Raw genomic sequence first — 24,658 nt, 5'->3', positions numbered from 1 at the left:
CCCTCCTCGCCTATGCATTCGGCACGGCCTGGAATGGCGCTTCTTTATCCGTACGCTCCTTGCTGCCCCAGGCGGAGATACCGACCTTGAGCGCGAAGAACAGGATGCTGAACACCACGAACAGGAACAGCGCGGTCAGCGTTGCGTTGGTGTAGGCGTTGAAGATCACGTGCTGCATCTGGTCGATGCTCTTGGCCGGGGCCAGCACCTGACCGTTGGCCAGGGCATCGCTGTATTTTTTCGCCAGGGCGAGGAAGCCGATCGCCGGGTTGGCGTCGAACAGCTTGATGAAGCCGGCGGTGGTGGTGCAGATCAGCAGCCATGCCGCCGGCAGCAAGGTCACCCAGACATAACGCTGGCGCTTCATCTTGATCAGCACCACGGTGCCGAGCATCAGCGCGATACCGGCCAGCATCTGGTTGGAGATACCGAACAGCGGCCACAAGGTGTTGATACCGCCCAGCGGGTCGATCACCCCTTGGTACAGCAACCAGCCCCACATGGCCACGCAACCGGCGGTGGCGATCAGGTTGGCGGTCCAGGATTCGGTGCGGCGCAGGGCCGGCACGAACGAACCGAGCAAGTCCTGAAGCATAAAGCGCCCGGCACGGGTACCGGCGTCGACCGCGGTCAGGATGAACAGCGCTTCGAACAGGATCGCGAAGTGGTACCAGAACGCCATGGTGTTTTCACCCGGCAGAACACTGTGCAGGATCTGTGCGATCCCCACCGCCAGGGTCGGCGCACCACCGGCACGGGCCAGGATGGTGGTTTCACCGATGTCATGGGCCACCGCCTGCAACGCTTCCGGCGTGATGGCAAAGCCCCAGTTGCTGACCGCTGTCGCTACCGCCACCACATCACCGCCAACCACGGCAGCCGGGCTGTTCATGGCGAAGTACACGCCTGGCTCGATCACCGACGCGGCAACCATCGCCATGATCGCCACGAACGATTCCATCAGCATGCCGCCGTAACCGATATAACGGGCATGCCCTTCACTGGCGAGCAGCTTCGGCGTGGTGCCGGAGGCGATCAGCGCATGGAAACCCGACACCGCGCCACAGGCGATGGTGATGAACAGGAACGGGAACAGACCGCCCTTCCATACCGGGCCGGTGCCGTCGATGAATTGGGTCAGGGCCGGCATTTTCAGCTCGGGCATGGTCACCAGGATGCCGATGGCCAGGGCGACGATGGTGCCGATTTTCAGGAAGGTCGACAGGTAGTCACGCGGCGCCAGGATCAGCCATACCGGCAGAACGGCAGCGACGAAACCGTAGCCGATCAGCATCCAGGTGATCTGGATACCGGTGAAGGTAAAGGCTTTGGCCCACACCGGATCGGCGGCAATCTGCCCGCCCAGCCAGATCGAGCCCAGCAGCAACACAACGCCGATCACCGAGATCTCACCAATGCGGCCCGGGCGGATGTAGCGCATGTAGACGCCCATGAACATCGCGATTGGAATGGTCGCCATCACCGTAAACATGCCCCACGGGCTATCGGCCAGGGCCTTGACGACGATCAGCGCCAGCACCGCGAGGATGATGATCATGATCAGGAAGCAGCCAAACAGCGCGATGGTACCGGGGATGCGGCCCATTTCTTCACGGACCATGTCGCCCAGGGAGCGACCGTTGCGGCGGGTGGACATGAACAGGACCATGAAGTCCTGGACGGCACCGGCCAGCACCACGCCGGCGATCAGCCACAGCGTGCCGGGCAGGTAGCCCATCTGCGCCGCCAGCACCGGACCGACCAGTGGACCAGCACCGGCGATGGCCGCGAAGTGGTGACCGAAGAGTACGTGTTTGTTGGTCGGTACGTAGTCCAGACCGTCATTGTTGAGCACAGCCGGCGTGGCCCGGTTGGGGTCGAGCTGCATCACTTTATTGGCGATGAACAGGCTGTAATAGCGGTAGGCAACGAGGTAGATGGCGACGGCTGCGACTACGATCCACAAGGCGTTGATCGCTTCACCGCGGCGCAGGGCCACGACACTCAGCGCAATCGCTCCCAGGACAGCCACGGCAAACCAGGCGAGGTGTTTAGCCAGACGGGGCATAGAGGGTCTCCTGCCGACAGCTCGTGACTGCGGCGGTAATTTTTATAATTGTGTCCGCGGTGCGGAGCTGGCCCAATATCTGCGCATGCCGTCCACAAATAAATCCGCGTTACTACGTACGCGGCGTCTACGTAGTTCTACGTAGAACACGCCCTTCCCCCTTGTAGGAGCGAGCTTGCTCGCGATGGTATTCCAGGCGCTGAGTGGTGTCGGCTGTACCTTTTTCGCGAGCAAGCTCGCTCCTACAGGGCGTATCTTTGGCATATGATGCCGAGCCTTCGCGCGGGCAGGAGTCAACATGCAGCTCAAACACAAGATCGTCGCCCTCGGGATTCTGCCGCTGGTGCTGGCCATTGCCGTCATCTGCGCGCTGGTGATTTCCCTCAACCGCCAATTGGGCGATCAGCAGGCGCAGCTGATCGAAGACAGCATTCTGGCGAGCAAGCGCGCGGAACTGAAAAACTACGTGGAAATGGCGCAAAGCCTGATCGCGCCGCTGTACGACGACGGCCACGGCGACACCCATGCCCAGCAACAAGTGCTGGAAGAACTGCGCAAGCTCAGCTTCGGCATCAATGGCTACTTCTTTGTCTACGACCGCGAAGGCCGCAGCCTGATGCATGCACGGCAGTCGGAGCTGGTGGGGCAATACCTGTGGGACATGAAAGACCCCCACGGCCTGCCGGTGATTCAGGCGCTGCTCAAAAGCGCACAATCGGGCGAAGGCTTTCAACGCTACGCCTGGAACAAACCCTCCTCCGGCCAGGTGACCGACAAGCTCGCCTACGTGGTGATGCTCGATCGCTGGGGCTGGATGCTCGGCACCGGCATCTACCTCGAGGATGTCGAACGCGCCACCCAGCAGGCCCGTGCCGAAGTGGCCATGGGCATCCGCAAGACCATGATGGCGATTGCCGTGGTTGCCCTCGTCGCGGTGCTGTTCGTCTTCGCCACGGGCATGACCCTCAACGTCAGCGAGCATCGCCTGGCGGACAAGAAACTGCAGCGCCTGACCCAACGCATCGTCAGCCTGCAGGAGGAAGAACGATCACGGGTGTCCCGCGAGTTGCACGACGGCATCAGCCAGGTGCTGGTCTCGATCAAGTTTCAGTTCGAACTGGCCAGCCATCTACTGGAAAGCGGACAGGCCCACGACAAGGGCCTGAACACGCTGAAAGACGCCACCGAGCGCCTGGGCGATGCCATCGGTGAAGTCCGCAGCCTCTCTCACGACCTGCGCTCATCCTTGCTCGACACCCTCGGCCTGCCAGCGGCCATCGGCCAATTGGCCGCGGAATTCGAACAGCGCAGCGGACTGACCGTGACCTATGACGAAAATGAATTCGACTGCCAACTGGTCGACGGTGCCGCCGTCGCATTGTTCCGCATCGTGCAGGAAGGCCTGACCAATATCGAACGCCACGCCCGGGCCAGGCACGTGTCCATTACCCTGCGCGGCTGCGAACAATCAGTGCGGCTGACGGTGGTCGATGACGGCATCGGTTTCAACGTAGCCCAGGTCGAACGTCGCCAGGCCGGCATTGGCTTGCGTAACATCCGCGAACGCGTCGAACATTTTGGCGGGCGCTTCGATTTGATTTCGATGCCGGGCAGAAGTGAGCTGGACGTACGGCTGCCAATGAAACCGGACGCATAACGCTGACCCGGCCCAAAACTACAAGAGTGAATAGCTGCAATGAACCTGCCCTCCCCGATCCGCGTCGCCCTGGTCGACGATCACTCCCTGGTCCGCGACGGCATCAAGGCGCTACTGGCCGTGATGTCGCCCCTGGAAATGGTCGGCGAAGCGGAAAACGGCGCCGAGGCCATCGAGATGGTCGGACGCTGCCAGCCCGACCTACTGCTGGTCGACATCAGCCTGCCGGACATGAACGGCCTGGAACTGACCCGCGTGCTGCGCAGCCAGTACCCGTCGCTCAAGGTGCTGGTGCTGAGCATGTACGACAATTACGAATACGTCAGTGAATCGGTGCGCTCCGGCGCCAGCGGCTACGTGCTCAAGAACGCCCCTTCACGGGAAATCATCGCCGCCATCGAAGCCATCAGCAGCGGCGGAACCTTCTACAGCGCGGAAATCGCCCAGCGGCTGATCGCCGACAGGAACACCGACAACGAACTGACCCCGAGGGAAAGCCAGGTGTTGTCGAAGATGGCGCAAGGGCTGAACAACAAGGAAATGGCCCGGGAACTGGATATCAGCGTGCGCACGGTGGAGACACACCGCTTGAGCATTCGACGCAAGCTCAACATCGACAAGCCGGCGGCACTGGTCAAATACGCCATCGATCACGGGCTTATTTCCCGCTAACACCACGAACCCTGTGGGAGCGGGCTTGCTCGCGAAGAGGCCGGCACATTCAACATTGATGGCGACTGACACACCGCCTTCGCGAACAAGCCCGCTCCCACAAGGATCTGCGATCCATTGACTGCGTCGATAGTCACCATTGATTCAATGAAGTTCTCTTAAAAAATCCACGGCGTAACATCTGCTCCATACCAACCCATAAGCACCCCGGAGCACACCATCATGAAACGCCAGACCCTCCTCAGCATCGCTTTCTCGGTTTTCGCAGTTAACGCTTTCGCCGCTACCTCTGCTCAACCTGTGGTCGCTGAAGGCGGCTCGGATCGTCTGATTGAAAGCCGTGTGGCCGAGGGTGGCTCCGACAAACTTCTGCAAAACCGCGTCGCTGAAGGTGGCTCTGACAAGCTGCTGCAAAACCGCGTTGCGGAAGGCGGTTCCGACAAGCTGCTGCAAAACCGCGTCGCTGAAGGTGGTTCCGACAAATTGCTGCAAAACCGCGTAGCCGAAGGCGGCTCCGACAAGCTGCTGCAAAACCGCGTCGCTGAAGGTGGTTCCGACCGTCTGATCGAAAGCCGCGCTGTCTGAATGCAGTGCTTTACCGCAGGACTCAACGAAAAACCCGGCCTCATCAGCCGGGTTTTTTTACGCCTTTTATAAGTCCTTCCCGCCACCCATAGCGCCTCGCCGCACGCTTTTTATCGCCATCCAGCCAGAAACTCCATTAGGGGACTTGTGCTTCAGGTATTATGGTATACCATCAGACGCACAGACACCCAAACCTCTACGGAGCAGCTCATGAGTTTCGAAATCCGCAAGATCGTCAGCTATGTCGAAGAAACCTTTATTGAAGGCGGCAAAGCCACCGATAAGCCCGTGACCATGGTCGGTCTGGCCGTGGTGATGAAAAACCCCTGGCTGGGCAACGGTTTTGTCGAAGACCTGAAACCACAGATCCGCGCCAACTGCTCCGACCTCGGCGCGCTGATGGTTGAGCGCCTGGTGGGCATCATCGGCGGCGCCGAGAAGATCGAGGCTTACGGCAAGGCGGCCGTGGTCGGTGCCGACGGCGAAATCGAACACGCTTCGGCGGTGATCCACACCCTGCGCTTCGGCAACCATTACCGCGAAGCGGTCAAGGCCAAGAGCTACCTGAGTTTCACCAACAAGCGCGGCGGTCCGGGCACCTCGATCCAGATCCCGATGATGCACAAGGACGACGAAGGCCTGCGCTCGCACTACATCACCCTGGAAATGCAGATCGAAGACGCACCACGTGCCGACGAAATCGTCGTGGTCCTGGGTTGCGCCGACGGCGGCCGCCTGCACCCGCGCATTGGCAACCGCTACATCGACCTGGAAGAACTGGCAGCCGAAAAAGCCCAGTAACCGGCCAGCAGAACGACAACAAGAAGGCATTGCAGGAGCGCTCCATGATTCGGCTCACCGCTGAACTCACCCCGGCTGGCACCAGTTACCTGGCGACCGGCCAAGGCCAGCCCGTGGTCTTGATCCACGGCGTGGGCCTGAACAAAGAAATGTGGGGCGGTCAGATCGTTGGCCTGGCCACGAACTATCGCGTCATCGCCTACGACATGCTCGGCCATGGCGCCAGCCCGCGCCCGGAGAGCGGCACGCCGCTGCTCGGCTACGCCGACCAGTTGCTGGAGCTGCTCGACCACCTGCAATTGCCCAAGGCAACGGTGATCGGCTTTTCCATGGGCGGGTTGGTGGCGCGGGCCTTTGCCCTGCACTACCCGCAACGCCTGGAAGGTCTGGTGGTGCTCAACAGCGTGTTCAACCGCAGCGCCGAACAGCGTGCCGGGGTCATCGCCCGCACCAGTCAGGCTGCCGAACACGGGCCGGACGCCAATGCCGAAGCGGCGCTGTCGCGCTGGTTCAGCCGTGAATACCAGGCTGCGAACCCGGCGCAGATCGCCGCGATTCGCCAGACCCTGGCCGGCAATGACCCTCAGGGTTACCTGACCACCTATGAACTGTTCGCGACCCAGGACATGTACCGCGCCGACGACCTGGCCAGCATCCGGGTGCCGACGCTGATCGCCACCGGCGAACTGGACCCGGGCTCGACCCCGGAAATGGCCCGGCAACTGGCCGAACGCATTCCCGGCGCGACCGTTGCCGTCCTCGCCGAGCAACGGCATATGATGCCCGTAGAATCGCCGCGCCTGGTCAACCAGCTGTTGCTGGAGTTTCTGCAGACCGCGCACGCCAAACAAAACCAGATCAAGGGGATCGTTGCATGACACTCGCACGCTTCCAGATGTGCATCGGCGGTGAATGGGTCGATGCCCTGTCCGGCAAGACCTTCGAAAGCCTCAACCCCGCGCTGGCCAAGCCTTGGGCCGAACTGCCCGATGCTGACGAAGCCGATGTCGAACGCGCCGTGCAGGCTGCGCAGACGGCTTTCGACAGCCCGGCCTGGCGCGGCTTGACGGCCACCGCTCGCGGCAAATTGCTGCGACGCCTGGGCGACCTGATCGCCGATAACAAAGAACAACTGGCGCAGCTGGAAAGCCGCGACAACGGCAAGCTGATCCGCGAAACCCGTGGCCAGGTCGGCTATCTGCCGGAGTTCTTCCACTACACCGCAGGCCTGGCCGACAAGCTCGAAGGCGGCACCCTGCCGCTGGACAAGCCGGACCTGTTTGCCTACACCGTGCACGAAGCCATGGGCGTGGTGGCCGCGATCATTCCGTGGAACAGCCCGCTGTACCTGACCGCGATCAAGCTGGCCCCGGCGCTGGCCGCGGGCAACACCATCGTGATCAAGCCGTCGGAACACGCCTCGGCGACCATTCTCGAACTGGCTCGCCTGGCGCTGGAAGCCGGGATCCCGCCGGGGGTGGTCAACGTCGTCACCGGTTATGGCCCAAGCACCGGTGCCGCCCTCACCCGCCATCCGCTGGTGCGCAAGATCGCCTTCACCGGCGGCGCGGCCACCGCGCGGCATGTGGTGCGCAGCAGCGCGGAGAACTTCGCCAAGCTGTCGCTGGAACTGGGCGGCAAATCGCCGAACATCATCTTCGCCGACGCCGACCTCGACAGCGCGATCAACGGCGCCATCGCCGGGATCTATGCCGCCTCCGGGCAGAGCTGCGTCTCCGGTTCGCGCTTGCTGGTGCAGGACGAAATCTACGACGAATTCGTCGGCCGCCTGGTTGAACGCGCCCAGCGCATCCGCATTGGCAACCCGCAGGACGACAGCAGTGAAATGGGCCCGATGGCCACCGCGCAGCAACTGGCCGTGGTCGAAGGCCTGGTGGCCGACGCCATTGCCGAAGGCGCGCGTTTGCGCCTGGGTGGCAAGCGTCCGGATAACTTGGGCGACGGCTGGTTCTACGAGCCGACCTTGTTCGAGTGCGACCGCAATTCGATGAAGATCATGCAGGAAGAAGTCTTTGGCCCGGTGGCTTCGGTCATCCGATTCAAGGACGAAGCCGAAGCGCTGGCGATTGCCAACGACTCGCAATTCGGCCTCGCCGCCGGCATCTGGACCCGCGACCTGGGCCGTGCCCACCGCCTGGCCCGGGACGTGCGTTCGGGGATCATCTGGGTCAACACCTACCGTGCGGTCTCGGCCATGGCGCCGATCGGCGGCTTCAAGAACAGCGGCTATGGACGCGAAAGCGGCATCGATTCGGTGCTGGCCTACACCGAGCTGAAAACGGTGTGGATCAACCTGTCCCAGGCACCGATGCCTGATCCCTTCGTGATGCGCTAGGAGTCCTGGAAAATGATCGAACCCGGCATTTACAAAGACGTGATGAGTTCGTTTCCGTCCGGGGTCACGGTGGTCACCACCCTGGACCCGGCCGGCGGCATCGTCGGCATCACCGCCAGCGCCTTCAGTGCGCTGTCGATCGACCCGGCACTGGTGCTGTTCTGCCCCAACTACGGCTCCGACACCTACCCGGTGTTGCGCGACAGCAAGCAATTCGCGATTCACCTGCTGTCCGCCGAGCAGACCGCCGAAGCCTATGCCTTTGCCGGTAAAGGCAAGGACAAGGCCAAAGGCATCGAGTGGCACCTGAGCGAACTGGGCAACCCGATCCTGGCCAAGGCCACGGCGATCATCGAGTGTGAACTGTGGCGCGAATATGACGGCGGCGATCACGCGATCATCGTCGGCGCGGTGAAGAACCTGATCCTGCCCGAGCAACCGGTGACGCCGATGATCTACCACAAAGGCAAGCTGGGGCCACTGCCCACCCTGGCTTGACACAGACCCTGTAGGAGCGAGCTTGCTCGCGATGGTCGTGAACGATAACGCGTGCTGCCTGACAGCCCTTGGCGTTCTCGGGTTTTTCGCGAGCAAGCTCGCTCCTACAGGTAACCCTCTCTTTTCTCAGGAGCCGGCATGAGCCCAGCAGCCTCGCAATTGTTCCGTCAGCAGGCCTACATCAATGGCCAGTGGCTGGACGCGCCGGATGGCGCCTGTCAGGACATCTTCAACCCGTCCACCGGTGAACTGATCGGCCAGGTACCGAACCTCGGCGCCGAGCATGCGCGCCTGGCCATCGACGCCGCCAACAACGCCTGGCCAGCCTGGCGTGCGCTGACCGCCAAAGAGCGCAGCAATACGCTCAAGCGCTGGCACGCGCTGATGCTGGAAAACGCCGACGCCCTGGCCGAGATCCTCACCCTCGAACAAGGCAAGCCACTGGCCGAAGCCAAGGGCGAAATCCTCTACGCCGCGAGCTTCATCGAATGGTTCGCCGAAGAGGCCAAGCGCATCTACGGCGACACCATTCCCAGCCACAAGGGCGATGCGCGCATCGTGGTCAGCAAGGAGCCGATTGGCGTCGTTGCGGCCATCACGCCGTGGAATTTCCCGGCGGCGATGATCACCCGCAAGGCCGGCCCGGCACTGGCGGCCGGTTGCCCGTGCATCGTCAAGCCGGCTCCGGAAACACCGTTCTCGGCACTGGCCATGGCCGCGCTGGCGGAACAGGCTGGCATTCCGGCGGGTATCTTCAACGTGATTACCGGCGACGCCATCGCCATCGGCGGTGAGCTGACCGGCAGCAGCCTGGTACGCAAACTGTCGTTCACCGGTTCCACCGCCATCGGCAAACTGCTGATGGCCCAGTGCGCACCGACCCTGAAAAAAGTCTCGCTGGAACTGGGCGGCAACGCGCCGTTCATTGTCTTCGACGACGCCGATCTGGAACGCGCCGTCGACGGCGCGCTGATCGCCAAATTCCGCAACGCCGGGCAGACCTGCGTCTGCGTCAACCGCTTCCTGGTGCAGGCCGGAATCCACGATGCCTTTGTGAATCGCCTGGCCGAGCGGGTTTCGCAGCTCAAGGTCGGCAGCGGCTTCGACGCCGGAGTCACCCAGGGGCCACTGATCAACGAGCGTGCCGTGGCCAAGGTCGAAGACCACGTGCAAGACGCGCTGGCCCACGGTGCACAACTGCTGTGCGGCGGCGAGCGCCATGCGCTGGGCAACGGCTTCTTCCAGCCGACCGTGCTCACAGGCGTCACCACGCAGATGAAAGTCGCCCGCGATGAAACCTTTGGTCCACTGGCCGCCGTGTTCCGCTTCGATACCGAGGCCCAGGCCGTCGAGATGGCCAACGACACCGAGTTCGGCCTGGCTGCCTACTGCTATACCCGCGACCTGGGCCGCGCCTGGCGCATGAGCGAGGCGCTGGAGTACGGCATGGTCGGGATCAACGAAGGCCTGATTTCCACGGAGGTCGCGCCGTTTGGCGGGATCAAGTCCTCAGGGCTGGGCCGTGAAGGCTCGAAGTACGGCATCGAGGATTACCTGGAACTCAAATACACCTTGATGGGCGGCCTCTGAGCCCACGGGAGCTACGCAAATGAACAACGAAAAATACGAAAAAGGCCTGAAGATCCGCACCCAGGTTTTGGGCGAAACCTACGTCAATCGCTCCATCGAGAACGCCGACGACTTCACCCGCCCCCTTCAGGAAATGGTCACCGAATACTGTTGGGGTCATGTCTGGGGTCGAGAGGGTTTGTCGCTCAAGGAGCGCAGCATGATCAACCTGGCGATGATCTCGGCCCTCAACCGGCCGCACGAACTCAAGCTGCATGTGCGCGGCGCCTTGCGTAACGGCCTGAGTCGTGAGCAAATACGCGAAATATTGCTTCAGGTCGGCATTTATTGCGGTGTCCCCGCTGCCGTAGACAGTTTCCGGCTCGCCCGTGAAGCCTTCGCCGAAGCCGATGCCGAGGCCTCCAGTTAACCCTTGGCTGTTTGATCTGACCGAGCACATGGATTCCCGTAATCGCAGTGCTCCTTTTTGCATGGACAGCCACAATCAGAGCGGACCCCATGAAACGCCTGCCACTCGACGACAGCTTCAAGGTCAATCGCAACCCCGTCACCCTGCGCGAAATCGTGCTGGATAAATTGCGAAGCGCCATCATGAACTTCCAGCTTTTGCCGGGAGACCGTCTGGTCGAACGCGATCTGTGCGATCGCCTGGGCGTCAGCCGTACCTCGGTGCGCGAAGCCTTGCGTCACCTGGAATCCGAAGGCCTGGTGGAATTCGCCGATGCCAAGGGCCCGCGTGTCGCGATCATTACCCTGGCCGATGCCGTGGACATCTACGAGCTGCGCTGCGTACTCGAAGGGCTGATCGTGCAGTTGTTCACCCTGCGCGCCAAGGCCAAGGACATCAAGGCCCTGGAAAAAGCCCTGGAAGAAAACCGCAAGGCGCTCAAGGACGGCGAACTGCAACAGGTCATCGACTCGGTGCAAGGCTTCTACGACGTGTTGCTCGAAGGCTCGGGCAACCATGTCGCGGCCACTCAGTTGCGCCAATTGCAGGCACGCATCAGCTACCTGCGCGCGACCTCGGTGTCCCAGGAAAACCGTCGCGGCGCCAGCAACCAGGAAATGGAACGCATGGTCGAAGCGATCAAGAGCGGTGATGCGCTGGCCGCCCACCAGGCTTGCGTCGACCACGTGCGTGCGGCGGCTGCCGTGGCCCTGGACTACCTCAAGCGCAAGCAGGAAGAAACCGGCGCCACGCCGCAGATCACCCTGCCCATCGCCTTGAAAGAACCGCGCATAGGTCGCTGAGATGTTCAGCCCGAGCTTTTGCCCCAGGTGCGGCAGCGCTGATCTCGGTCAGCAGTTGCCGCCGGGCGATACGCACGAGCGCCTGATGTGCCGCGGCTGCGGCTACATCCATTACGTCAATCCGAAAATCATTGCCGGCTGCATCATCGAGCAGGACGGCAAGTACCTCTTGTGCCAACGCGCCATCCCGCCGCGCCCCGGCACCTGGACCCTGCCCGCGGGCTTCATGGAAAGCGGCGAGACCACCGAGCAGGCGGCCTTGCGCGAAGTCTGGGAAGAAAGCGGCGTGCGCGCGGAAATCGTCTCGCCCTACTCGATTTTCAGCGTGCCGAAGATCAGCGAGGTGTACATCATCTTTCGCGCCATCGCGCTGGAGATCACCGGGCAGTATGGTCCGGAAACCCTCGACTACCGATTCTTCGCGCCTGAGGACATTCCCTGGGACAGCATCTACTACCCGGCGATCCGGCAGATCCTTGAGCGTTATATCGAGGAGCGGCAGGCTGGGGTTTATGGCATCTACATGGGCAATGATGACAGCGGGAAGATTCACTTTATTCGCTGATAGTCTTTTTTTTCCGTGTGTATATCCATTTTTACGGTAACGGCAGCTAACGGTTCCGCCTTTACGGCGGGTTACTTGGAAAAGCGGAGCGCCGCCTGGCCCCAAGTAACCAAGGGCTCTTGCCCCTTTCGTTCGGTGCCTCGCCAAGGCTCGGCATGCCCTCGAGGGGGCAAGAAGATCAAAAAGTCAAAGCGAGGCGGCCTACCGGCCGGCCTGACCACAGATGAACGCGTTCCCCCTGTAGGAGCGAGCTGGCTCGCGAAAAACGCCGGGACACCGCGGGCATTCAGGCAGCCCGCGTCATCGTTGACGTCCATCGCGAGCAAGCTCGCTCCTACAAGGCCGAGCGTTAGCTCGGCAGGCTGAGCGGAGGCGTTCATCCGGGGATGGGCGCGTAGCGCCGTTCGACGCAGTCGAACCCATTGCATGTGGGTCGAGCGAAGCCGACCGGAGGGCAATGCCCCCGGATGAATGCCGGAGCGAAGGAACCCCGAGCCTTGGCGAGGGGCCGGACGTTCGGGGCGAGCGTTTTTTTGCTTACTTTTTTAGGCGCTTGTAAAAAAAGTGAGTCGCCGTAAGGGCGAAACCCAAAGTCGCCGTTACCGCAGCAACGGATATGTACACGCCTTCGCGAGCAGCTCAGATCACGATGGCATCAGAACGGACTCCCCGCTGAAACAATGTGAATCAGGGCTTTTCCGACTACCGTGTAGGATTCTGCGACAGCTTGGCGTTTGGTGATCCGGGAGCTGGCACGTATGATGCTTCACAAACTTCCGCAGATTAGAAGCCTATGTCCCTGATAGTTCTACTGCTTCTGCCTTTCATAGGCAGCTGTTTGGCGGCCGTGTTGCCGCACAATGCACGCAACGCCGAATCCCTGTTGGCCGGCCTGATCGCCCTTATCGGCACCATTCAGGTCGCGTTCCTGTACCCGCAGATCGCCCACGGTGGCGTCATTCGCGAAGAGTTTTCCTGGCTGCCCAGCCTGGGCCTGAACTTCGTCCTGCGCATGGACGGTTTCGCCTGGCTGTTCTCCATGCTGGTGCTGGGCATTGGCACCCTGGTTTCGCTGTACGCCCGCTACTACATGTCGCCGAACGATCCGGTGCCACGATTCTTCGCGTTTTTCCTGGCCTTCATGGGCGCCATGCTCGGGCTGGTGATCTCCGGCAACCTGATCCAGATCGTGTTTTTCTGGGAACTGACCAGCCTCTTCTCGTTCCTGTTGATTGGCTACTGGCACCATCGCGCCGATGCGCGGCGCGGCGCCTATATGGCGCTGATGGTGACCGGCGCGGGCGGTTTGTGCCTGCTGGCGGGGGTCATGCTGCTCGGGCATGTGGTCGGCAGCTACGACCTGGACAAGGTCCTGGCTGCGGGCGACCTGATTCGCGCCCATGCCCTCTACCCGATTCTGTTGCCCCTGATCCTGATCGGCGCCCTGAGCAAAAGTGCGCAATTCCCCTTCCACTTCTGGCTGCCCCACGCCATGGCCGCGCCGACGCCCGTGTCGGCGTACCTGCACTCGGCGACCATGGTCAAGGCCGGGGTGTTTCTGCTTGCGCGGTTATGGCCGTCGCTTTCGGGCAGTGAAGAGTGGTTCTACATCGTCAGCGGCGCCGGTGCCTGCACCCTGTTGCTCGGTGCGTACTGCGCGATGTTCCAGAACGACCTCAAGGGCTTGCTGGCCTACTCGACCATCAGCCACCTCGGCCTGATCACCCTGCTGCTCGGCTTGAACAGCCCGCTGGCCGCCGTGGCAGCGGTGTTCCACATCCTCAACCATGCGACGTTCAAGGCCTCGCTGTTCATGGCTGCTGGGATCATCGACCACGAAAGTGGCACCCGCGACATCCGCAAGCTCAGCGGCCTGTACAAGCTGATGCCGTTTACCGCCACCCTGGCCATGGTCGCCAGCGCCTCGATGGCCGGGGTACCGTTGCTCAACGGCTTCCTGTCCAAGGAAATGTTCTTCGCCGAAACCGTGTTCATCAATGCCACGCGCTGGGTCGAGTTGAGCTTGCCGATCGTGGCAACGATTGCCGGGACGTTCAGCGTGGCGTACTCCCTGCGTTTCACCGTGGATGTGTTCTTCGGTCCGCCCGCGACCGATTTGCCTCACACGCCCCACGAGCCACCGCGCTGGATGCGCGCGCCGGTCGAATTGCTGGTGTTCACTTGCCTGCTGGTAGGGATCTTCCCGGCCCAGGTGGTCGGCCCGCTGCTCGCGGCGGCGGCGCAACCGGTGGTCGGCGGCACGCTGCCCGAGTACAGCCTGGCCATCTGGCACGGCCTGAACGCGCCGATGATCATGAGCCTGATCGCATTGTCCTGCGGTACCGTGCTCTATCTGCTGCTGCGCAATCAATTCAAGCGCGGAAATTTCGACCGCCCGCCCGTCATCGGTCGCCTGGACGGCAAGCGCCTGTTCGAATACGCACTGGTCGCCATCATGCGCCTGGCCCGTCGCCTGGAGCCCCGCATTGGTACCCGGCGCCTGCAAATGCAGTTGTTCCTGGTGGTGCTCGCCGCCGTGCTGGCCGGGTTGATCCCCATGCTGCACAGCAGCCTGCACTGGGGTGACCGGCCGAAGATCCCGGGATCGATCGTCTTCGTCACCTTGTGGTTGCTGGCCATCGCCTGCGCCTTGGGCGCGGCCTATCAGGCCAAATATCACCGTCTCGCGGCCCTGACCATGGTCAGCGTCTGCGGCCTGATGACCTGCGTCACCTTCGTCTGGTTTTCCGCGCCGGACCTGGCCCTGACCCAACTGGCGGTCGAAGTGGTGACCACGGTACTGATCCTGCTGGGCCTGCGCTGGCTGCCACGACGGATCGAAGAAGTCTCGCCGTTGCCGGGCAGCCTGCGCCGGGCGCGGGTGCGGCGTATCCGCGACTTGCTGCTGTCGACCGCGGTTGGCGTCGGCATGGCGTTGCTGGCCTACGCCATGCTGACGCGCCAGACCCCCAACGACATTTCCTCCTTCTACCTGAGCCGCGCCTTTCCCGAAGGCGGCGGCAGCAACGTGGTCAACGTGATGCTGGTGGACTTCCGTGGTTTCGACACCCTCGGTGAGATCACCGTACTGGTGGCCGTGGCCCTGACCGTGTACGCCCTGCTGCGTCGCTTCCGTCCGCCGAAAGAAAGCCTGCAACTGCCGGCCCAGCAACGCTTGCTCGCACCGGACGTGGTCACCGACCTGGTCAACCCGCGTCACGCCAGCGACACCGCGCTCGGTTTCATGATGGTGCCGGCGGTGCTGGTGCGCCTGCTGTTACCGGTGGCGCTGGTGGTGTCGTTCTACCTGTTCATGCGCGGGCACAATCAACCGGGCGGCGGCTTTGTCGCCGGGCTGGTGATGTCGGTGGCGTTCATCCTGCAATACATGGTCGCCGGCACGCAGTGGGTCGAGGCGCAAATGAGCCTGCGGCCGCTGCGCTGGATGGGCACCGGCCTGCTGTTTGCCACGGCCACCGGCCTGGGTGCCATGGTGGTCGGTTATCCGTTCCTGACCACCCACACCTGGCATTTCTCGTTGCCGCTGCTGGGTGACATTCACCTGGCCAGCGCGCTGTTCTTCGACATCGGTGTGTATGGCGTGGTAGTTGGCTCGACCCTGTTGATCCTCACCGCCCTCGCCCACCAATCGGTGCGGGGTCACAAAACCGCTGCCCAGCCAAAATCCGTTACCGCCAAGGGAGCCGTCTGATGGAAGAAGTCATCGCAATCGCCATCGGCGTACTGGCCGCGTCGGGCGTCTGGCTGATCCTGCGCCCACGGACGTTCCAGGTGGTCATGGGCCTGTGCCTGCTCTCCTACGGGGTCAATCTGTTCATTTTCAGCATGGGCAGCCTGTTCATCGGCAAGGAGCCGATCATCAAGGACGGCATACCTCAGGACCTGTTGCATTACACCGACCCGTTACCGCAGGCACTGGTGCTGACCGCGATCGTCATCAGCTTCGCCATGACCGCGCTGTTTCTGGTGGTGCTGCTGGCGTCCCGGGGCCTGACCGGCACCGACCATGTGGATGGCCGGGAGCCTAAGGAATGATGGCGATGACCCACCTGATCGTCGCACCCATTCTGCTGCCGCTGCTGACCGCCGCGATCATGCTGATGCTCGGCGAGAAGCACCGGCCGCTCAAGGCGAAGATCAATCTGTTCTCCAGCCTGCTCGGGCTGGGCATTGCCGTGGCGCTGTTGCAATGGACACAAACCACCGGTGTGCCCGGTTCCATTGGCGTGTACCTGCCAAGCAACTGGCAAGTGCCCTTCGGCCTGGTGCTGGTGGTCGATCGCCTGTCGGCGCTGATGCTGGTGCTGACCGGCATCATCGGCGTCAGTGCCCTGCTGTTTGCCATGGCACGCTGGGACAGCGCCGGTTCGAGCTTTCACGCGCTGTTCCAGATCCAGTTGATGGGCCTTTACGGCGCGTTCCTCACCGCCGACCTGTTCAACCTGTTCGTGTTCTTCGAGGTGTTGCTGGCCGCGTCCTACGGGTTGATGCTCCACGGCTCGGGCCGGGCGCGGGTGTCGTCGGGGCTGCATTACATTTCGATCAACCTGCTGGCCTCTTCGCTGTTCCTGATTGGCGCGGCGCTGATCTATGGCGTGACCGGCACCCTGAACATGGCCGACCTGGCGGTCAAAATCCCCCTGGTGTCCGAAGCCGATCGCGGCTTGCTACACGCCGGCGCGGGAATTCTGGCCGTCGCATTCCTGGCCAAGGCTGGCATGTGGCCGCTGAACTTCTGGCTGGTGCCGGCCTATTCCTCGGCCAGCGCGCCGGTGGCGGCGATGTTCGCGATCATGACCAAGGTGGGCGTCTACACCTTGCTGCGCCTGTGGACATTGCTGTTCTCCGCCGAGGCCGGGGCATCGGCGTTCTTTGGTGGTGAGTGGCTGGTTTACGGCGGCATGGCGACCATCGTCTGCGCCGCCATCGCAATCCTCGCCGCGCAACGCCTGGAGCGCATGGCCAGCCTGAGCATTCTGGTGTCGGCGGGCATTCTGTTGTCGACCATCGGCTTCGCCCAGCCGAACCTGGTCGGCGCGGCGCTGTTCTATCTGTTCAGCTCGACCCTGGCGCTGAGCGCACTGTTCCTGCTGGCCGAACTGATCGAGCGCTCGCGCTCGGCCAACGAAGTCCTGCTCGAAGATGAAGCCGAACTGCTGCCCCGGCCACTGGAATCTCTGCATCCACCCAAAGGCACCAACCTCGACGACGAGCAAAAAGCCGTGGTCGGCCAGGTGATTCCCTGGACCATGGCGTTTCTCGGCCTGAGCTTCATCGCCTGCGCCCTGCTGATCATCGGCATGCCGCCGCTCTCCGGGTTTATCGGCAAACTCGGGCTGATCGGCGCCCTGCTCAATCCGCTCGGCCTTGGCAGCAGCGGCGACGAACCGATTTCCAACGCCGCGTGGGGCCTGTTGGTGTTGTTGATTTTGTCCGGGCTGGCATCGCTGATCGCGTTCTCGCGCCTGGGTATCCAGCGCTTCTGGACGCCAGCCGAACGCCCCTCGCCCCTGCTGCGACGCTTCGAATGCGTGCCGATCTTCGCGCTGTTGGGTTTGAGTATTGCGCTGACCTTCAAGGCCGATCCACTGCTGCGCTACACCCAGGCCGCCGCCGACGCCTTGTACAACCCGCAGCAATACGTGATGGCCGTGCTCGACACTCGCGTCGTGCCGAACCCGTCGGCCGCAGCGGCCCCGCAAGAGGTGCAGCCATGAAGCGCCTGTTTCCGGCACCGATGCTGTCGCTGGCCCTGTGGCTGCTGTGGCTGTTGCTGAATCTGTCGATCAGCCCCGGCAATCTGCTGCTGGGGGCGGCGCTGGGGTTTTGTGCGCCGCTGATGATGCGCAGGCTACGCCCGCTGCCGGTGCGCATCCGTCGTCCCGGGGTGATCCTGCGCCTGGTGCTGGTGGTCGGACGTGATGTGCTTGTGTCCAACCTTGCCGTGGCCTGGAGCGTGCTCAATGCCGGTCGCCGTCCGCCCCGCTCGCAATTCATCAAGGTGCCGCTGGACCTGCGCGATGCCAACGGCCTGGCCGCGCTGTCGATGATCACCACGGTGGTGCCCGGTACGGTCTGGTCGGAGCTGGCGCTGGACCGCAGCATTTTGCTGTTGCATGTCTTCGACCTGGACGACGAGGCGCTGTTCATCCAGCACTTCAAGGCGACCTACGAACGTCCGCTGATGGAGATCTTCGAATGAGCCCGTTGCTGTCGAACGCGATCCTGCTGAGCCTGTTCTTCTTTTCCCTGGCGATGATCCTGACGCTGATCCGCCTGTTCAAGGGGCCGTCGGCCCAGGATCGGGTCCTGGCGCTGGACTACCTGTACATCGTCGCGATGCTGATGATGCTGGCGCTGGGTATCCGTTATGCCAGTGACACGTACTTCGAGGCGGCGCTGCTGATAGCACTGTTCGGTTTCGTCGGCTCGTTCGCCCTGGCGAAATTCCTGCTGCGTGGTGAGGTGATCGAATGAATACGCCGTTGTCGTTGTGGGTGGAAATCCCGGTGGCGGTCCTGCTGGTGCTCGGCAGCCTGTTCGCATTGATCGGCGCCACCGGCCTGCTGCACATGAAGGATTACTTCCAGCGCATGCACCCGCCGGCCCTGGCCTCGACGCTCGGGGCCTGGTGCATAGCATTGGCTTCGATCATCTACTTTTCGGCGCTCAAGTCCGCGCCGGTACTGCACGCCTGGCTGATTCCGATCCTGCTGGCGATTACCGTGCCGGTGACCACCTTGCTGCTGGCCCGGGCGGCGCTGTTCCGCAAACGCATGGCCGGGGATGATGTGCCGGCTGAGGTGAGTAGTCGTCGAACCGAGAGCGGCAGTTAGACCAAAGATTTTTAGCGCCCGGACCGGCCCCTTCGCGAGCAAGCCCGCTCCCACATTTTGAGCTGTGTACGCAGATCAATTGTGGGAACGGGCTTGCCCGCGAAGGCGATAGACCTGTCAATACATCAGGACCGGCCTGTCTCAAACCCAGGCCACCGCCAACAACCCGGCCCCCAGTACCACACACAACGGCGAGTAAACCCAGGTGTCCAGCCGGGCAAACTCCGAGCCTTTGACCTCTTTGAAAAAACCCACCAGCTCCGAATCGCCAATGGCCCGGGCAAACAGCAAAATCGCGATCGCGCTGATCACCCACTGCAACGACCAGTGATGCAACGGTGGCAGCCACCAACCCACCCGCCAGCACACCAGCACGGCTATTGACAGCAGTAAAGCGGCCACCACCAGCGTGATCCAGCCTCGCGGCTTGAACGCCGGCCGCAGTTGTGCGCTGCCCTCCTGCGGTACTTGCGGGACCACCGCCACCGCTGCCCACTCACCACCCAACGCCCAATACACATGCACCAGACTGATCACGGAGAAGATCGTCACCAGCCATTGAGCCAACAACAAGGTCATGGTTCAGAGATCCTTGAAAGGGATTTGAACAGAACAGGCTAGCCGGCTTTTGCTGTAGTGCACGGGCAAGTGCAAGACCAAAAGTTCATACCGGCGGCCGCTCACATTCCGGCAGCGACTTTATCTGCCACGTCCTTGGGCAGCCAGGCCCGCCAGACATCCGGATGGGCCTTCATGAACGCCTGCGCAGCCTGACGCGGCGGAGTATGTTTCTCGCTCATTTCGGCCAGCGCCTTGTTCAGGGGGGCGATCGGAAAGTCGACCTTGGCGAAGAACTCGGCAATCTGCGGATATTGTTTCTGAAAGGGGGTGGACACACCGATCGACAGCTTGGAGGCCAGGGAACGGGTCGGCTGCGGATTGGGGTTGTCGGCGTCAGTCAAAGTCTTCCAGGCTTCGGCGTCGAACGGCGGCTCTTCGAGTTGAATCAGCTTGAAGCGGCCGAGCAACGGCGTGGGCGACCAGTAGTAAAACAGTACCGGCTTGCCACGATGAATTGACGAACTGATCTCTGCATCCAGTGCCGCGCCCGAACCGCTGCGGAAGTTCACGTAGCTGTCGTCCAGACCATACGCCTTGAGCTTCTGCTTGTTGACCACTTCCGAGGTCCAACCGATAGGGCTGTTGAGGAAACGCCCCTTGCTAGGAGCTTCCGGGTCCTTGAACACGTCTTTGTAACGCGGCAGGTCGCTGACGCTGCGCAGCTCCGGCGCCAGCGGCTTGATGCCCTTGGCCGGGTCGCCCTTGATCACATATTCCGGCACCCACCAGCCTTCGGTAGCGCCCTTGACCGTGTCGCCGAGGCTGACGACTTTGCCTTCGGCTTCCGCCTTGACCCAGACCGGGCTGCGCCCAGCCCACTCTTCGCCGATGACCTGGATGTCATTGTTGGCCAGCGCGGTTTCCAGGGTGATGGTGGTGCCCGGCAAGGTATCGGTCGGCAGCCCGTAGCCCTTCTCGACAATGATGCGCAGGACATCGGTAATCAGGCTGCCGCTTTCCCAGTTCAGGTCGGCGAAGTGGATTGGCGCCTGGGCGGCCAACGCCGGGGCCGGTGTCGCCAGCAAACCGAAAGTGGCCAGGACAGCAGCCAGCAACCGTCGAAATCCGTTCATGCTTTTGCACCTCGTGCTGTTCACAGCAATAGCAGGATGGCCTGGCAGCAGACCGCGAAGCCTCTGAATACTCAGTTCATTGACTGTAGTAGAGGTTCCCGCTTTCGAGGTGCGTGGATCAGTTTTCGGAAATTTCCTGCAAACGCATCAGCTCTCGCCTGACCATGCTGGCGTATTGCGCCGGTTGCAGCTGGTAAAGCTGTGACGCCACCCAATTCAGCCAGGCTCCCTGCAGAATGGTCTTCTGCCCGAACAGCCGCCGCGCGTCGTCTTGCGCGCTGGCCAGGTTCTGCTCGTGGAAATCGGCGCGGGCCTGGGTCATCACTCGCTGGCCTTGAAGGTCACCAGCTCGCCCTTGCGCCACTTGGCCGCTTTGGCGGTCACAGCTTTCAGGGTCTTGGTCAGGCCTTCCTGCAACTGTTGATGGGCGGCAAACACCGTCACCACGCTGTGCCCTTCCTTGAACACGATCCCCTGACCGTCAGCCGTGGTCACGAAGGCGTAATCGCCAATTCCGTAAACCGTCAGCTTGATGTCGCGGAACCTTATGTCCAGCTTGCCGCCTTCGCGACTGGGCAGCACCGAAGCGCTGAAATGATCGCCGACCTTGAGTTTGAGTCCGGGCTTGTCGTCCACCACCAGGGCTGATTCGGTGTCGATTTCGGCAATGTAGATGCCTTCAGCGTTCTGTTCGGTGATGTAAACGAAACGTGACTGAAACTGCTTGACCAGCTTTGCGCGCAAATCGCCCAGCACGAACAACGCATGCATATCGAGATTACTTACTGCCAAGGAAACATCCCCACATCTGAAAAATGGTGCCGTGCGCGAAAAATAAACGCACAGCCAAAAAAGCGGCAATGCCGAAGGTGTAGCCAAAGAACCCGGATTGATGTCCTGAATGAGTAGTGCACTCATTCATCACGAAGCTTGAGAAGACTACTGAAACGTCACTCGCATCGTCCTGGCTGGCGTTCGTCACAGGTTGAAGGAAAACACCCTTCCTGCTGCCAGAAAATTATGGACTATCAACTTCGGGGAAAAATCTCATCAAGAAAAAATCTTTTCCTACATATCGTGCGCAAAAAATTGCTTTAGATAAACATCATTCACCCACCAGTGAGGGTGATTCTAGAGCAGCGATGCTCTTGGAGACTAGCCAAAACGACGTACATACGTCGGTAAAACAATGAAAAGGACTTCATATGTGCACGCTGACCCACTTTGCCTATCCCTTGGTACCTGACTCGAAAACCGCGCCGAACTCGCCCCCGGTACGGTTCCGCCGCCATGAGCCGCTTCCCGATGTCCCGGCCCGCCCAAGATTTCAGGTGGTGATGGCGGGCATTGCCTTCTTTCATATCAAGGAAATTTCTACAGGCTGTGTAAGAGGTTTCCGAGCCAATCACAACGAAGCCTGCGCCCTCGCCCGGCTTCTGGAATCACACAGTTGACATGCCCTCCGCGCTCCTTTCCATAGACGTTTGGTCTGCCCGTCGACTTATCTCAGCCGTCGACGGGCAACTGCTGCCATACTGCCCGCCCAATAAAACGGATCCGGAAAAATCGGGTTACGTTGACAACAACAATGTATTTCCAGGGGAAGTCTGCAACGTGACGGAATTTGATATCGGCGAGTTTTTTATCCGGGGTGAAGCCAGAGAAATCGACGGCGAATTCCAGGCTGTGATTGTCATGCGTGCCAAACCACCGCTAAAGACCGTGACGTATCATCAGGTCGAAAAGGATCGCTGGTTCAAAACCCCGGATGTCGCCGCCATTGCGGCCCAGGAATCGGCCATGGAACTGAAGGCGGCGGTAGATGCGGGTGCACTGAAAGCCTGATTCTCGGGTTGGCGGTCTATGCTCACTGTTGCGCTTGAATATCGTGATCGAACTCCACCCGTGCGGCGCCCTTGAAGCCAGGGTACCGCGCCTCGCCCCTCGACCCGACTGACGACCCGCAAGGAGATGAAGATGGAATCACCGACACACGACTTGAAAGGCCTGTTCGACCAGCTCGGCCTGGACTCCAGCCAGAAAGCGATCGACGACTTCATTGCCGGCCATACCCTGCCTGACAACAAGAAACTCATTGACGCCGAGTTCTGGTCACCGCAACAGGCCGGCTTCCTCAAGGAACAATTACGCGAAGACGCAGACTGGGCGCGGGTGGTCGACGACCTGAACCTGCGCATGCACCAGACGCACTGACAGCCTCAATGCAGGCTGCCAGGTCTTTCGGCGTTCAATTGCGCCAACCAGGCAGCCCTGCACTCTTCCGCCTCGTCGCGACTGGAGAACGCCGTACCCCGGCGCTCGCCATTGAGCAACACCACCCAGCACACCTTGCGTCCCATGGAGCGCAGATTGGCAGGTACTCCGCTGCCGATCATGACCGCGACATCAACTTTGCCTTGCATGCTGCCCCCGAACTTCATTAGCAACCTAATTAATAGATATGTTAATTAGTCTTTCGCCGAGGAAACAGCAAAACCCTGCACAGATTAGTTGCAGAATGTGTAACAATCGCCCGACAGCCCGGGGGTCTAGCGCGGCTTTTCCGGTTTGTAGCCCAAGCGCAAACCGCCCCAATGCCGGCCCCTGAGCATGATCGGCACCGAAAGATCGTGCATCAACTCTCCGGTATCGCGGGTATAGGTTTGCAGCAGCACGGCCTTCTGATGGCTGCCACAGCGGATCCCGGTGCGGTCAGCGAACTTGCGTTTGGTCCGGTTCTGCAAGGCATCGAGTTGCGCGTCGCCCGTCAGCGGCTGGCTGAACGCTTGGTTGTGGGTCGGCACATAACCCTGCTGGGTGCAGGCGATGGCGAACACCAATCCTTCGTGACGCGGTAACAACGGTTCCTGGATGGTTGGCAAGACCTGATCGGTGTAGCGGTCGAAACGCGTCTGGTACTTGGCCGGACTGGTATCGGGGATGGCCTGGTAATTGCGGTCGAACAAATCGTCGAGACTGATTCGACCGGCGTCGATATCCGCCTCGAAACGCGCTGCGATCTGGCTCGCGCCTTCCCGGGCCAGGTCATAGATCCGCTGGTGATAGTCATCCAGCCCCACCTCGGCAAGACGCTCGCTGATGGTTTCGGCCTGCCCTTCCATTTGCACCGCCGCCTGGGCCAGACGTTGAGTCTGCTGGTCGCTGACCGCCAGGTCGCTGCGCATCTGTTCGATGGCGTGAAACAGGCTGTCGAGCTGTTCACGGTTGGTCTCTGCCCCTTGGGCGATTTCTCCGACCTGGGACTCGACACTGGCCGCCAGACGGGCAATGTTCTCCAGGTGCTGTCCCGTCCGCTCGACCTGCCCGACGCCGGTGTCGAGGTCGCTGGACAGTTGGCGGATCTGCTCCACCACCTGCGCCGTGCGTTGCTGGATATCGGCCACCATCTCGCCGACTTCACCCGTGGCGGTCGCCGTGCGCGCGGCGAGCCCACGAACCTCGTCGGCCACCACGGCAAACCCGCGACCGTGTTCCCCCGCCCGCGCCGCTTCAATGGCGGCATTCAACGCCAACAGATTGGTCTGGCTGGCGATGGACTGAATCACCAGGGTCACGCGCTGGATATCATCGCTGCGCAAGCTCAAGGCTTCGATCAGTTCACGGCTGTTGCTGGCGCGCTGGCTGAGCTGATGCATGCGCGCAATGGACTCGATCAGTTCCGTACGCCCGACCGCGCCACTTTGATGAGCCTCGCTGGCGGCACTCAACGCCTGGCGACTGAGCGTCGAGGCGGCGTGTTCGGTGGTGATCATGACCTCGGCGTTGCTGACGATCCGGGCCGCCGCCGAGAGCTGCGATTGCAGTTTTTCCGCCAGTTGCCGAACCGAAAACGCCACTCCGGCAGCCGATAGCGCGTTATGACTGGTCATGTAGGAAAGATCGCGAGTCAACTCGCCGATGGCATCGCAGTTGTCGGGGGAAGCCGCCTGCGGGGTCGCGCGCGAACGCAGGCGAGGCAGCCAGATAATCAATACGGCCAGGGGCAGGCCAAGGTAGAGCGACCAGTTGCCCAGCGTCATGCCACATAACAACAGCATCAGGGC

General features: G+C 61.7%; 27 protein-coding genes. 20 read left to right on the top strand and 7 right to left on the bottom strand.

The features are described from left to right. Window positions 1-10 precede the first annotated feature (10 nt). On the bottom strand, window positions 11-2,068 hold the full coding sequence (locus tag ACEN8Q_RS03360) for a carbon starvation CstA family protein (protein WP_413704502.1): 2,058 nt from the start codon (window positions 2,066-2,068) through the stop codon (window positions 11-13). 298 nt (window positions 2,069-2,366) lie between these two features. Between ACEN8Q_RS03360 and ACEN8Q_RS03355 the strand changes: the two genes are divergently transcribed. The 17 genes from ACEN8Q_RS03355 to ACEN8Q_RS03275 all read left to right on the top strand — a co-directional run bounded on the left by ACEN8Q_RS03355 (window position 2,367) and on the right by ACEN8Q_RS03275 (window position 18,900). After that, window positions 2,367-3,725 carry a cache domain-containing protein gene (locus ACEN8Q_RS03355; protein WP_413704501.1) on the top strand — a complete coding sequence of 453 codons (1,359 nt, stop codon included), beginning with the start codon at window positions 2,367-2,369 and terminating at the stop codon, window positions 3,723-3,725. Window positions 3,726-3,764: 39 nt separating this feature from the next. Next, on the top strand, window positions 3,765-4,397 hold the full coding sequence (locus ACEN8Q_RS03350) for a response regulator (RefSeq protein ID WP_057396633.1): 633 nt from the start codon (window positions 3,765-3,767) through the stop codon (window positions 4,395-4,397). Between the two features lie 222 nt (window positions 4,398-4,619). Then, on the top strand, window positions 4,620-4,982 hold the full coding sequence (locus ACEN8Q_RS03345; RefSeq protein WP_223594173.1) for a hypothetical protein: 363 nt from the start codon (window positions 4,620-4,622) through the stop codon (window positions 4,980-4,982). A 210-nt stretch (window positions 4,983-5,192) separates the two neighbouring features. Continuing rightward, window positions 5,193-5,783, top strand: coding sequence for an amino acid synthesis family protein (locus ACEN8Q_RS03340; RefSeq protein ID WP_007978708.1), 591 nt, complete (start codon window positions 5,193-5,195; stop codon window positions 5,781-5,783). A 44-nt stretch (window positions 5,784-5,827) separates the two neighbouring features. Continuing rightward, the gene (locus ACEN8Q_RS03335; protein ID WP_413427766.1) at window positions 5,828-6,661 is read left to right on the top strand and encodes an alpha/beta fold hydrolase; all 834 of its coding nucleotides are present in this window, start codon (window positions 5,828-5,830) and stop codon (window positions 6,659-6,661) included. Continuing rightward, entirely contained in the window at window positions 6,658-8,139 is a 1,482-nt protein-coding gene (locus tag ACEN8Q_RS03330) for an aldehyde dehydrogenase (protein WP_413704500.1), read from the top strand. Before ACEN8Q_RS03335 ends, ACEN8Q_RS03330 begins: the two co-directional genes overlap by 4 nt. 12 nt (window positions 8,140-8,151) lie before the next feature. Then, a complete protein-coding gene (locus ACEN8Q_RS03325; RefSeq protein ID WP_413427768.1) occupies window positions 8,152-8,637 on the top strand; it encodes a flavin reductase family protein in 486 nt (161 codons plus the stop codon). Between the two features lie 138 nt (window positions 8,638-8,775). Then, window positions 8,776-10,227 (top strand): NAD-dependent succinate-semialdehyde dehydrogenase, encoded by a 1,452-nt coding sequence (locus tag ACEN8Q_RS03320; RefSeq protein ID WP_413704499.1) that lies wholly within the window; start codon window positions 8,776-8,778, stop codon window positions 10,225-10,227. A 19-nt stretch (window positions 10,228-10,246) separates the two neighbouring features. Further along, entirely contained in the window at window positions 10,247-10,636 is a 390-nt protein-coding gene (locus ACEN8Q_RS03315) for a carboxymuconolactone decarboxylase family protein (RefSeq protein ID WP_154908677.1), read from the top strand. An 89-nt stretch (window positions 10,637-10,725) separates the two neighbouring features. Next, complete coding sequence (locus ACEN8Q_RS03310; protein ID WP_008019714.1) at window positions 10,726-11,478, top strand: GntR family transcriptional regulator; 753 nt, start codon at window positions 10,726-10,728, stop codon at window positions 11,476-11,478. 1 nt (window position 11,479) lies between these two features. Then, complete coding sequence (locus ACEN8Q_RS03305) at window positions 11,480-12,043, top strand: NUDIX hydrolase (protein ID WP_413427771.1); 564 nt, start codon at window positions 11,480-11,482, stop codon at window positions 12,041-12,043. Between the two features lie 793 nt (window positions 12,044-12,836). After that, on the top strand, window positions 12,837-15,755 hold the full coding sequence (locus ACEN8Q_RS03300; RefSeq protein WP_413704498.1) for a monovalent cation/H+ antiporter subunit A: 2,919 nt from the start codon (window positions 12,837-12,839) through the stop codon (window positions 15,753-15,755). Further along, window positions 15,755-16,099, top strand: coding sequence for a Na+/H+ antiporter subunit C (locus ACEN8Q_RS03295; RefSeq protein WP_160389639.1), 345 nt, complete (start codon window positions 15,755-15,757; stop codon window positions 16,097-16,099). The genes ACEN8Q_RS03300 and ACEN8Q_RS03295 overlap by 1 nt, the downstream gene beginning before the upstream one ends. Then, window positions 16,096-17,781: a monovalent cation/H+ antiporter subunit D gene (locus tag ACEN8Q_RS03290; protein WP_413704497.1), complete on the top strand. Its 1,686-nt coding sequence runs from the start codon at window positions 16,096-16,098 to the stop codon at window positions 17,779-17,781. The genes ACEN8Q_RS03295 and ACEN8Q_RS03290 overlap by 4 nt, the downstream gene beginning before the upstream one ends. Next, on the top strand, window positions 17,778-18,266 hold the full coding sequence (locus ACEN8Q_RS03285; protein ID WP_413428399.1) for a Na+/H+ antiporter subunit E: 489 nt from the start codon (window positions 17,778-17,780) through the stop codon (window positions 18,264-18,266). The genes ACEN8Q_RS03290 and ACEN8Q_RS03285 overlap by 4 nt, the downstream gene beginning before the upstream one ends. After that, a complete protein-coding gene (locus ACEN8Q_RS03280) occupies window positions 18,263-18,541 on the top strand; it encodes a K+/H+ antiporter subunit F (RefSeq protein WP_007986253.1) in 279 nt (92 codons plus the stop codon). The genes ACEN8Q_RS03285 and ACEN8Q_RS03280 overlap by 4 nt, the downstream gene beginning before the upstream one ends. After that, entirely contained in the window at window positions 18,538-18,900 is a 363-nt protein-coding gene (locus tag ACEN8Q_RS03275; protein ID WP_413704496.1) for a Na+/H+ antiporter subunit G, read from the top strand. Before ACEN8Q_RS03280 ends, ACEN8Q_RS03275 begins: the two co-directional genes overlap by 4 nt. A 141-nt stretch (window positions 18,901-19,041) precedes the next feature. Here the strand turns inward: ACEN8Q_RS03275 and ACEN8Q_RS03270 are convergent, their stop codons facing one another. The 4 genes from ACEN8Q_RS03270 to ACEN8Q_RS03255 form a co-directional block, all read right to left on the bottom strand. Further along, entirely contained in the window at window positions 19,042-19,479 is a 438-nt protein-coding gene (locus ACEN8Q_RS03270) for a DUF3995 domain-containing protein (protein ID WP_413428397.1), read from the bottom strand. Between the two features lie 101 nt (window positions 19,480-19,580). Beyond that, complete coding sequence (locus ACEN8Q_RS03265) at window positions 19,581-20,594, bottom strand: ABC transporter substrate-binding protein (protein WP_413428396.1); 1,014 nt, start codon at window positions 20,592-20,594, stop codon at window positions 19,581-19,583. 118 nt (window positions 20,595-20,712) lie between these two features. After that, window positions 20,713-20,916, bottom strand: a complete 204-nt coding sequence (locus tag ACEN8Q_RS03260; protein WP_413704495.1) for a hypothetical protein — start codon at window positions 20,914-20,916, stop codon at window positions 20,713-20,715. Further along, a complete protein-coding gene (locus ACEN8Q_RS03255; RefSeq protein ID WP_413428404.1) occupies window positions 20,916-21,365 on the bottom strand; it encodes a hypothetical protein in 450 nt (149 codons plus the stop codon). The genes ACEN8Q_RS03260 and ACEN8Q_RS03255 overlap by 1 nt, the downstream gene beginning before the upstream one ends. A gap of 434 nt (window positions 21,366-21,799) precedes the next feature. Between ACEN8Q_RS03255 and ACEN8Q_RS03250 the strand changes: the two genes are divergently transcribed. The 3 genes from ACEN8Q_RS03250 to ACEN8Q_RS03240 all read left to right on the top strand — a co-directional run bounded on the left by ACEN8Q_RS03250 (window position 21,800) and on the right by ACEN8Q_RS03240 (window position 22,808). Continuing rightward, the gene (locus tag ACEN8Q_RS03250) at window positions 21,800-22,048 is read left to right on the top strand and encodes a hypothetical protein (RefSeq protein ID WP_413428394.1); all 249 of its coding nucleotides are present in this window, start codon (window positions 21,800-21,802) and stop codon (window positions 22,046-22,048) included. Window positions 22,049-22,208: 160 nt separating this feature from the next. After that, window positions 22,209-22,439, top strand: coding sequence for a hypothetical protein (locus ACEN8Q_RS03245; protein ID WP_413428403.1), 231 nt, complete (start codon window positions 22,209-22,211; stop codon window positions 22,437-22,439). A gap of 132 nt (window positions 22,440-22,571) precedes the next feature. Continuing rightward, window positions 22,572-22,808 carry a DUF2789 domain-containing protein gene (locus tag ACEN8Q_RS03240; RefSeq protein WP_413428393.1) on the top strand — a complete coding sequence of 79 codons (237 nt, stop codon included), beginning with the start codon at window positions 22,572-22,574 and terminating at the stop codon, window positions 22,806-22,808. Between the two features lie 5 nt (window positions 22,809-22,813). Here the strand turns inward: ACEN8Q_RS03240 and ACEN8Q_RS03235 are convergent, their stop codons facing one another. Then, window positions 22,814-23,017 carry a hypothetical protein gene (locus ACEN8Q_RS03235; protein ID WP_322616633.1) on the bottom strand — a complete coding sequence of 68 codons (204 nt, stop codon included), beginning with the start codon at window positions 23,015-23,017 and terminating at the stop codon, window positions 22,814-22,816. A 126-nt stretch (window positions 23,018-23,143) separates the two neighbouring features. After that, window positions 23,144-24,367 carry a methyl-accepting chemotaxis protein gene (locus ACEN8Q_RS03230; RefSeq protein ID WP_413705466.1) on the bottom strand — a complete coding sequence of 408 codons (1,224 nt, stop codon included), beginning with the start codon at window positions 24,365-24,367 and terminating at the stop codon, window positions 23,144-23,146. Between the last annotated feature and the right edge of the window lie 291 nt (window positions 24,368-24,658).

This window comes from Pseudomonas sp. Pseusp16 (assembly GCF_047324915.1).
GTDB classification, from domain to species: Bacteria; Pseudomonadota; Gammaproteobacteria; order Pseudomonadales; family Pseudomonadaceae; genus Aquipseudomonas; species Aquipseudomonas fluorescens_CD.
The sequence above is the reverse complement of the archived record's forward strand: the minus strand, read 5'-3'. Positions and strand labels throughout refer to the sequence as shown.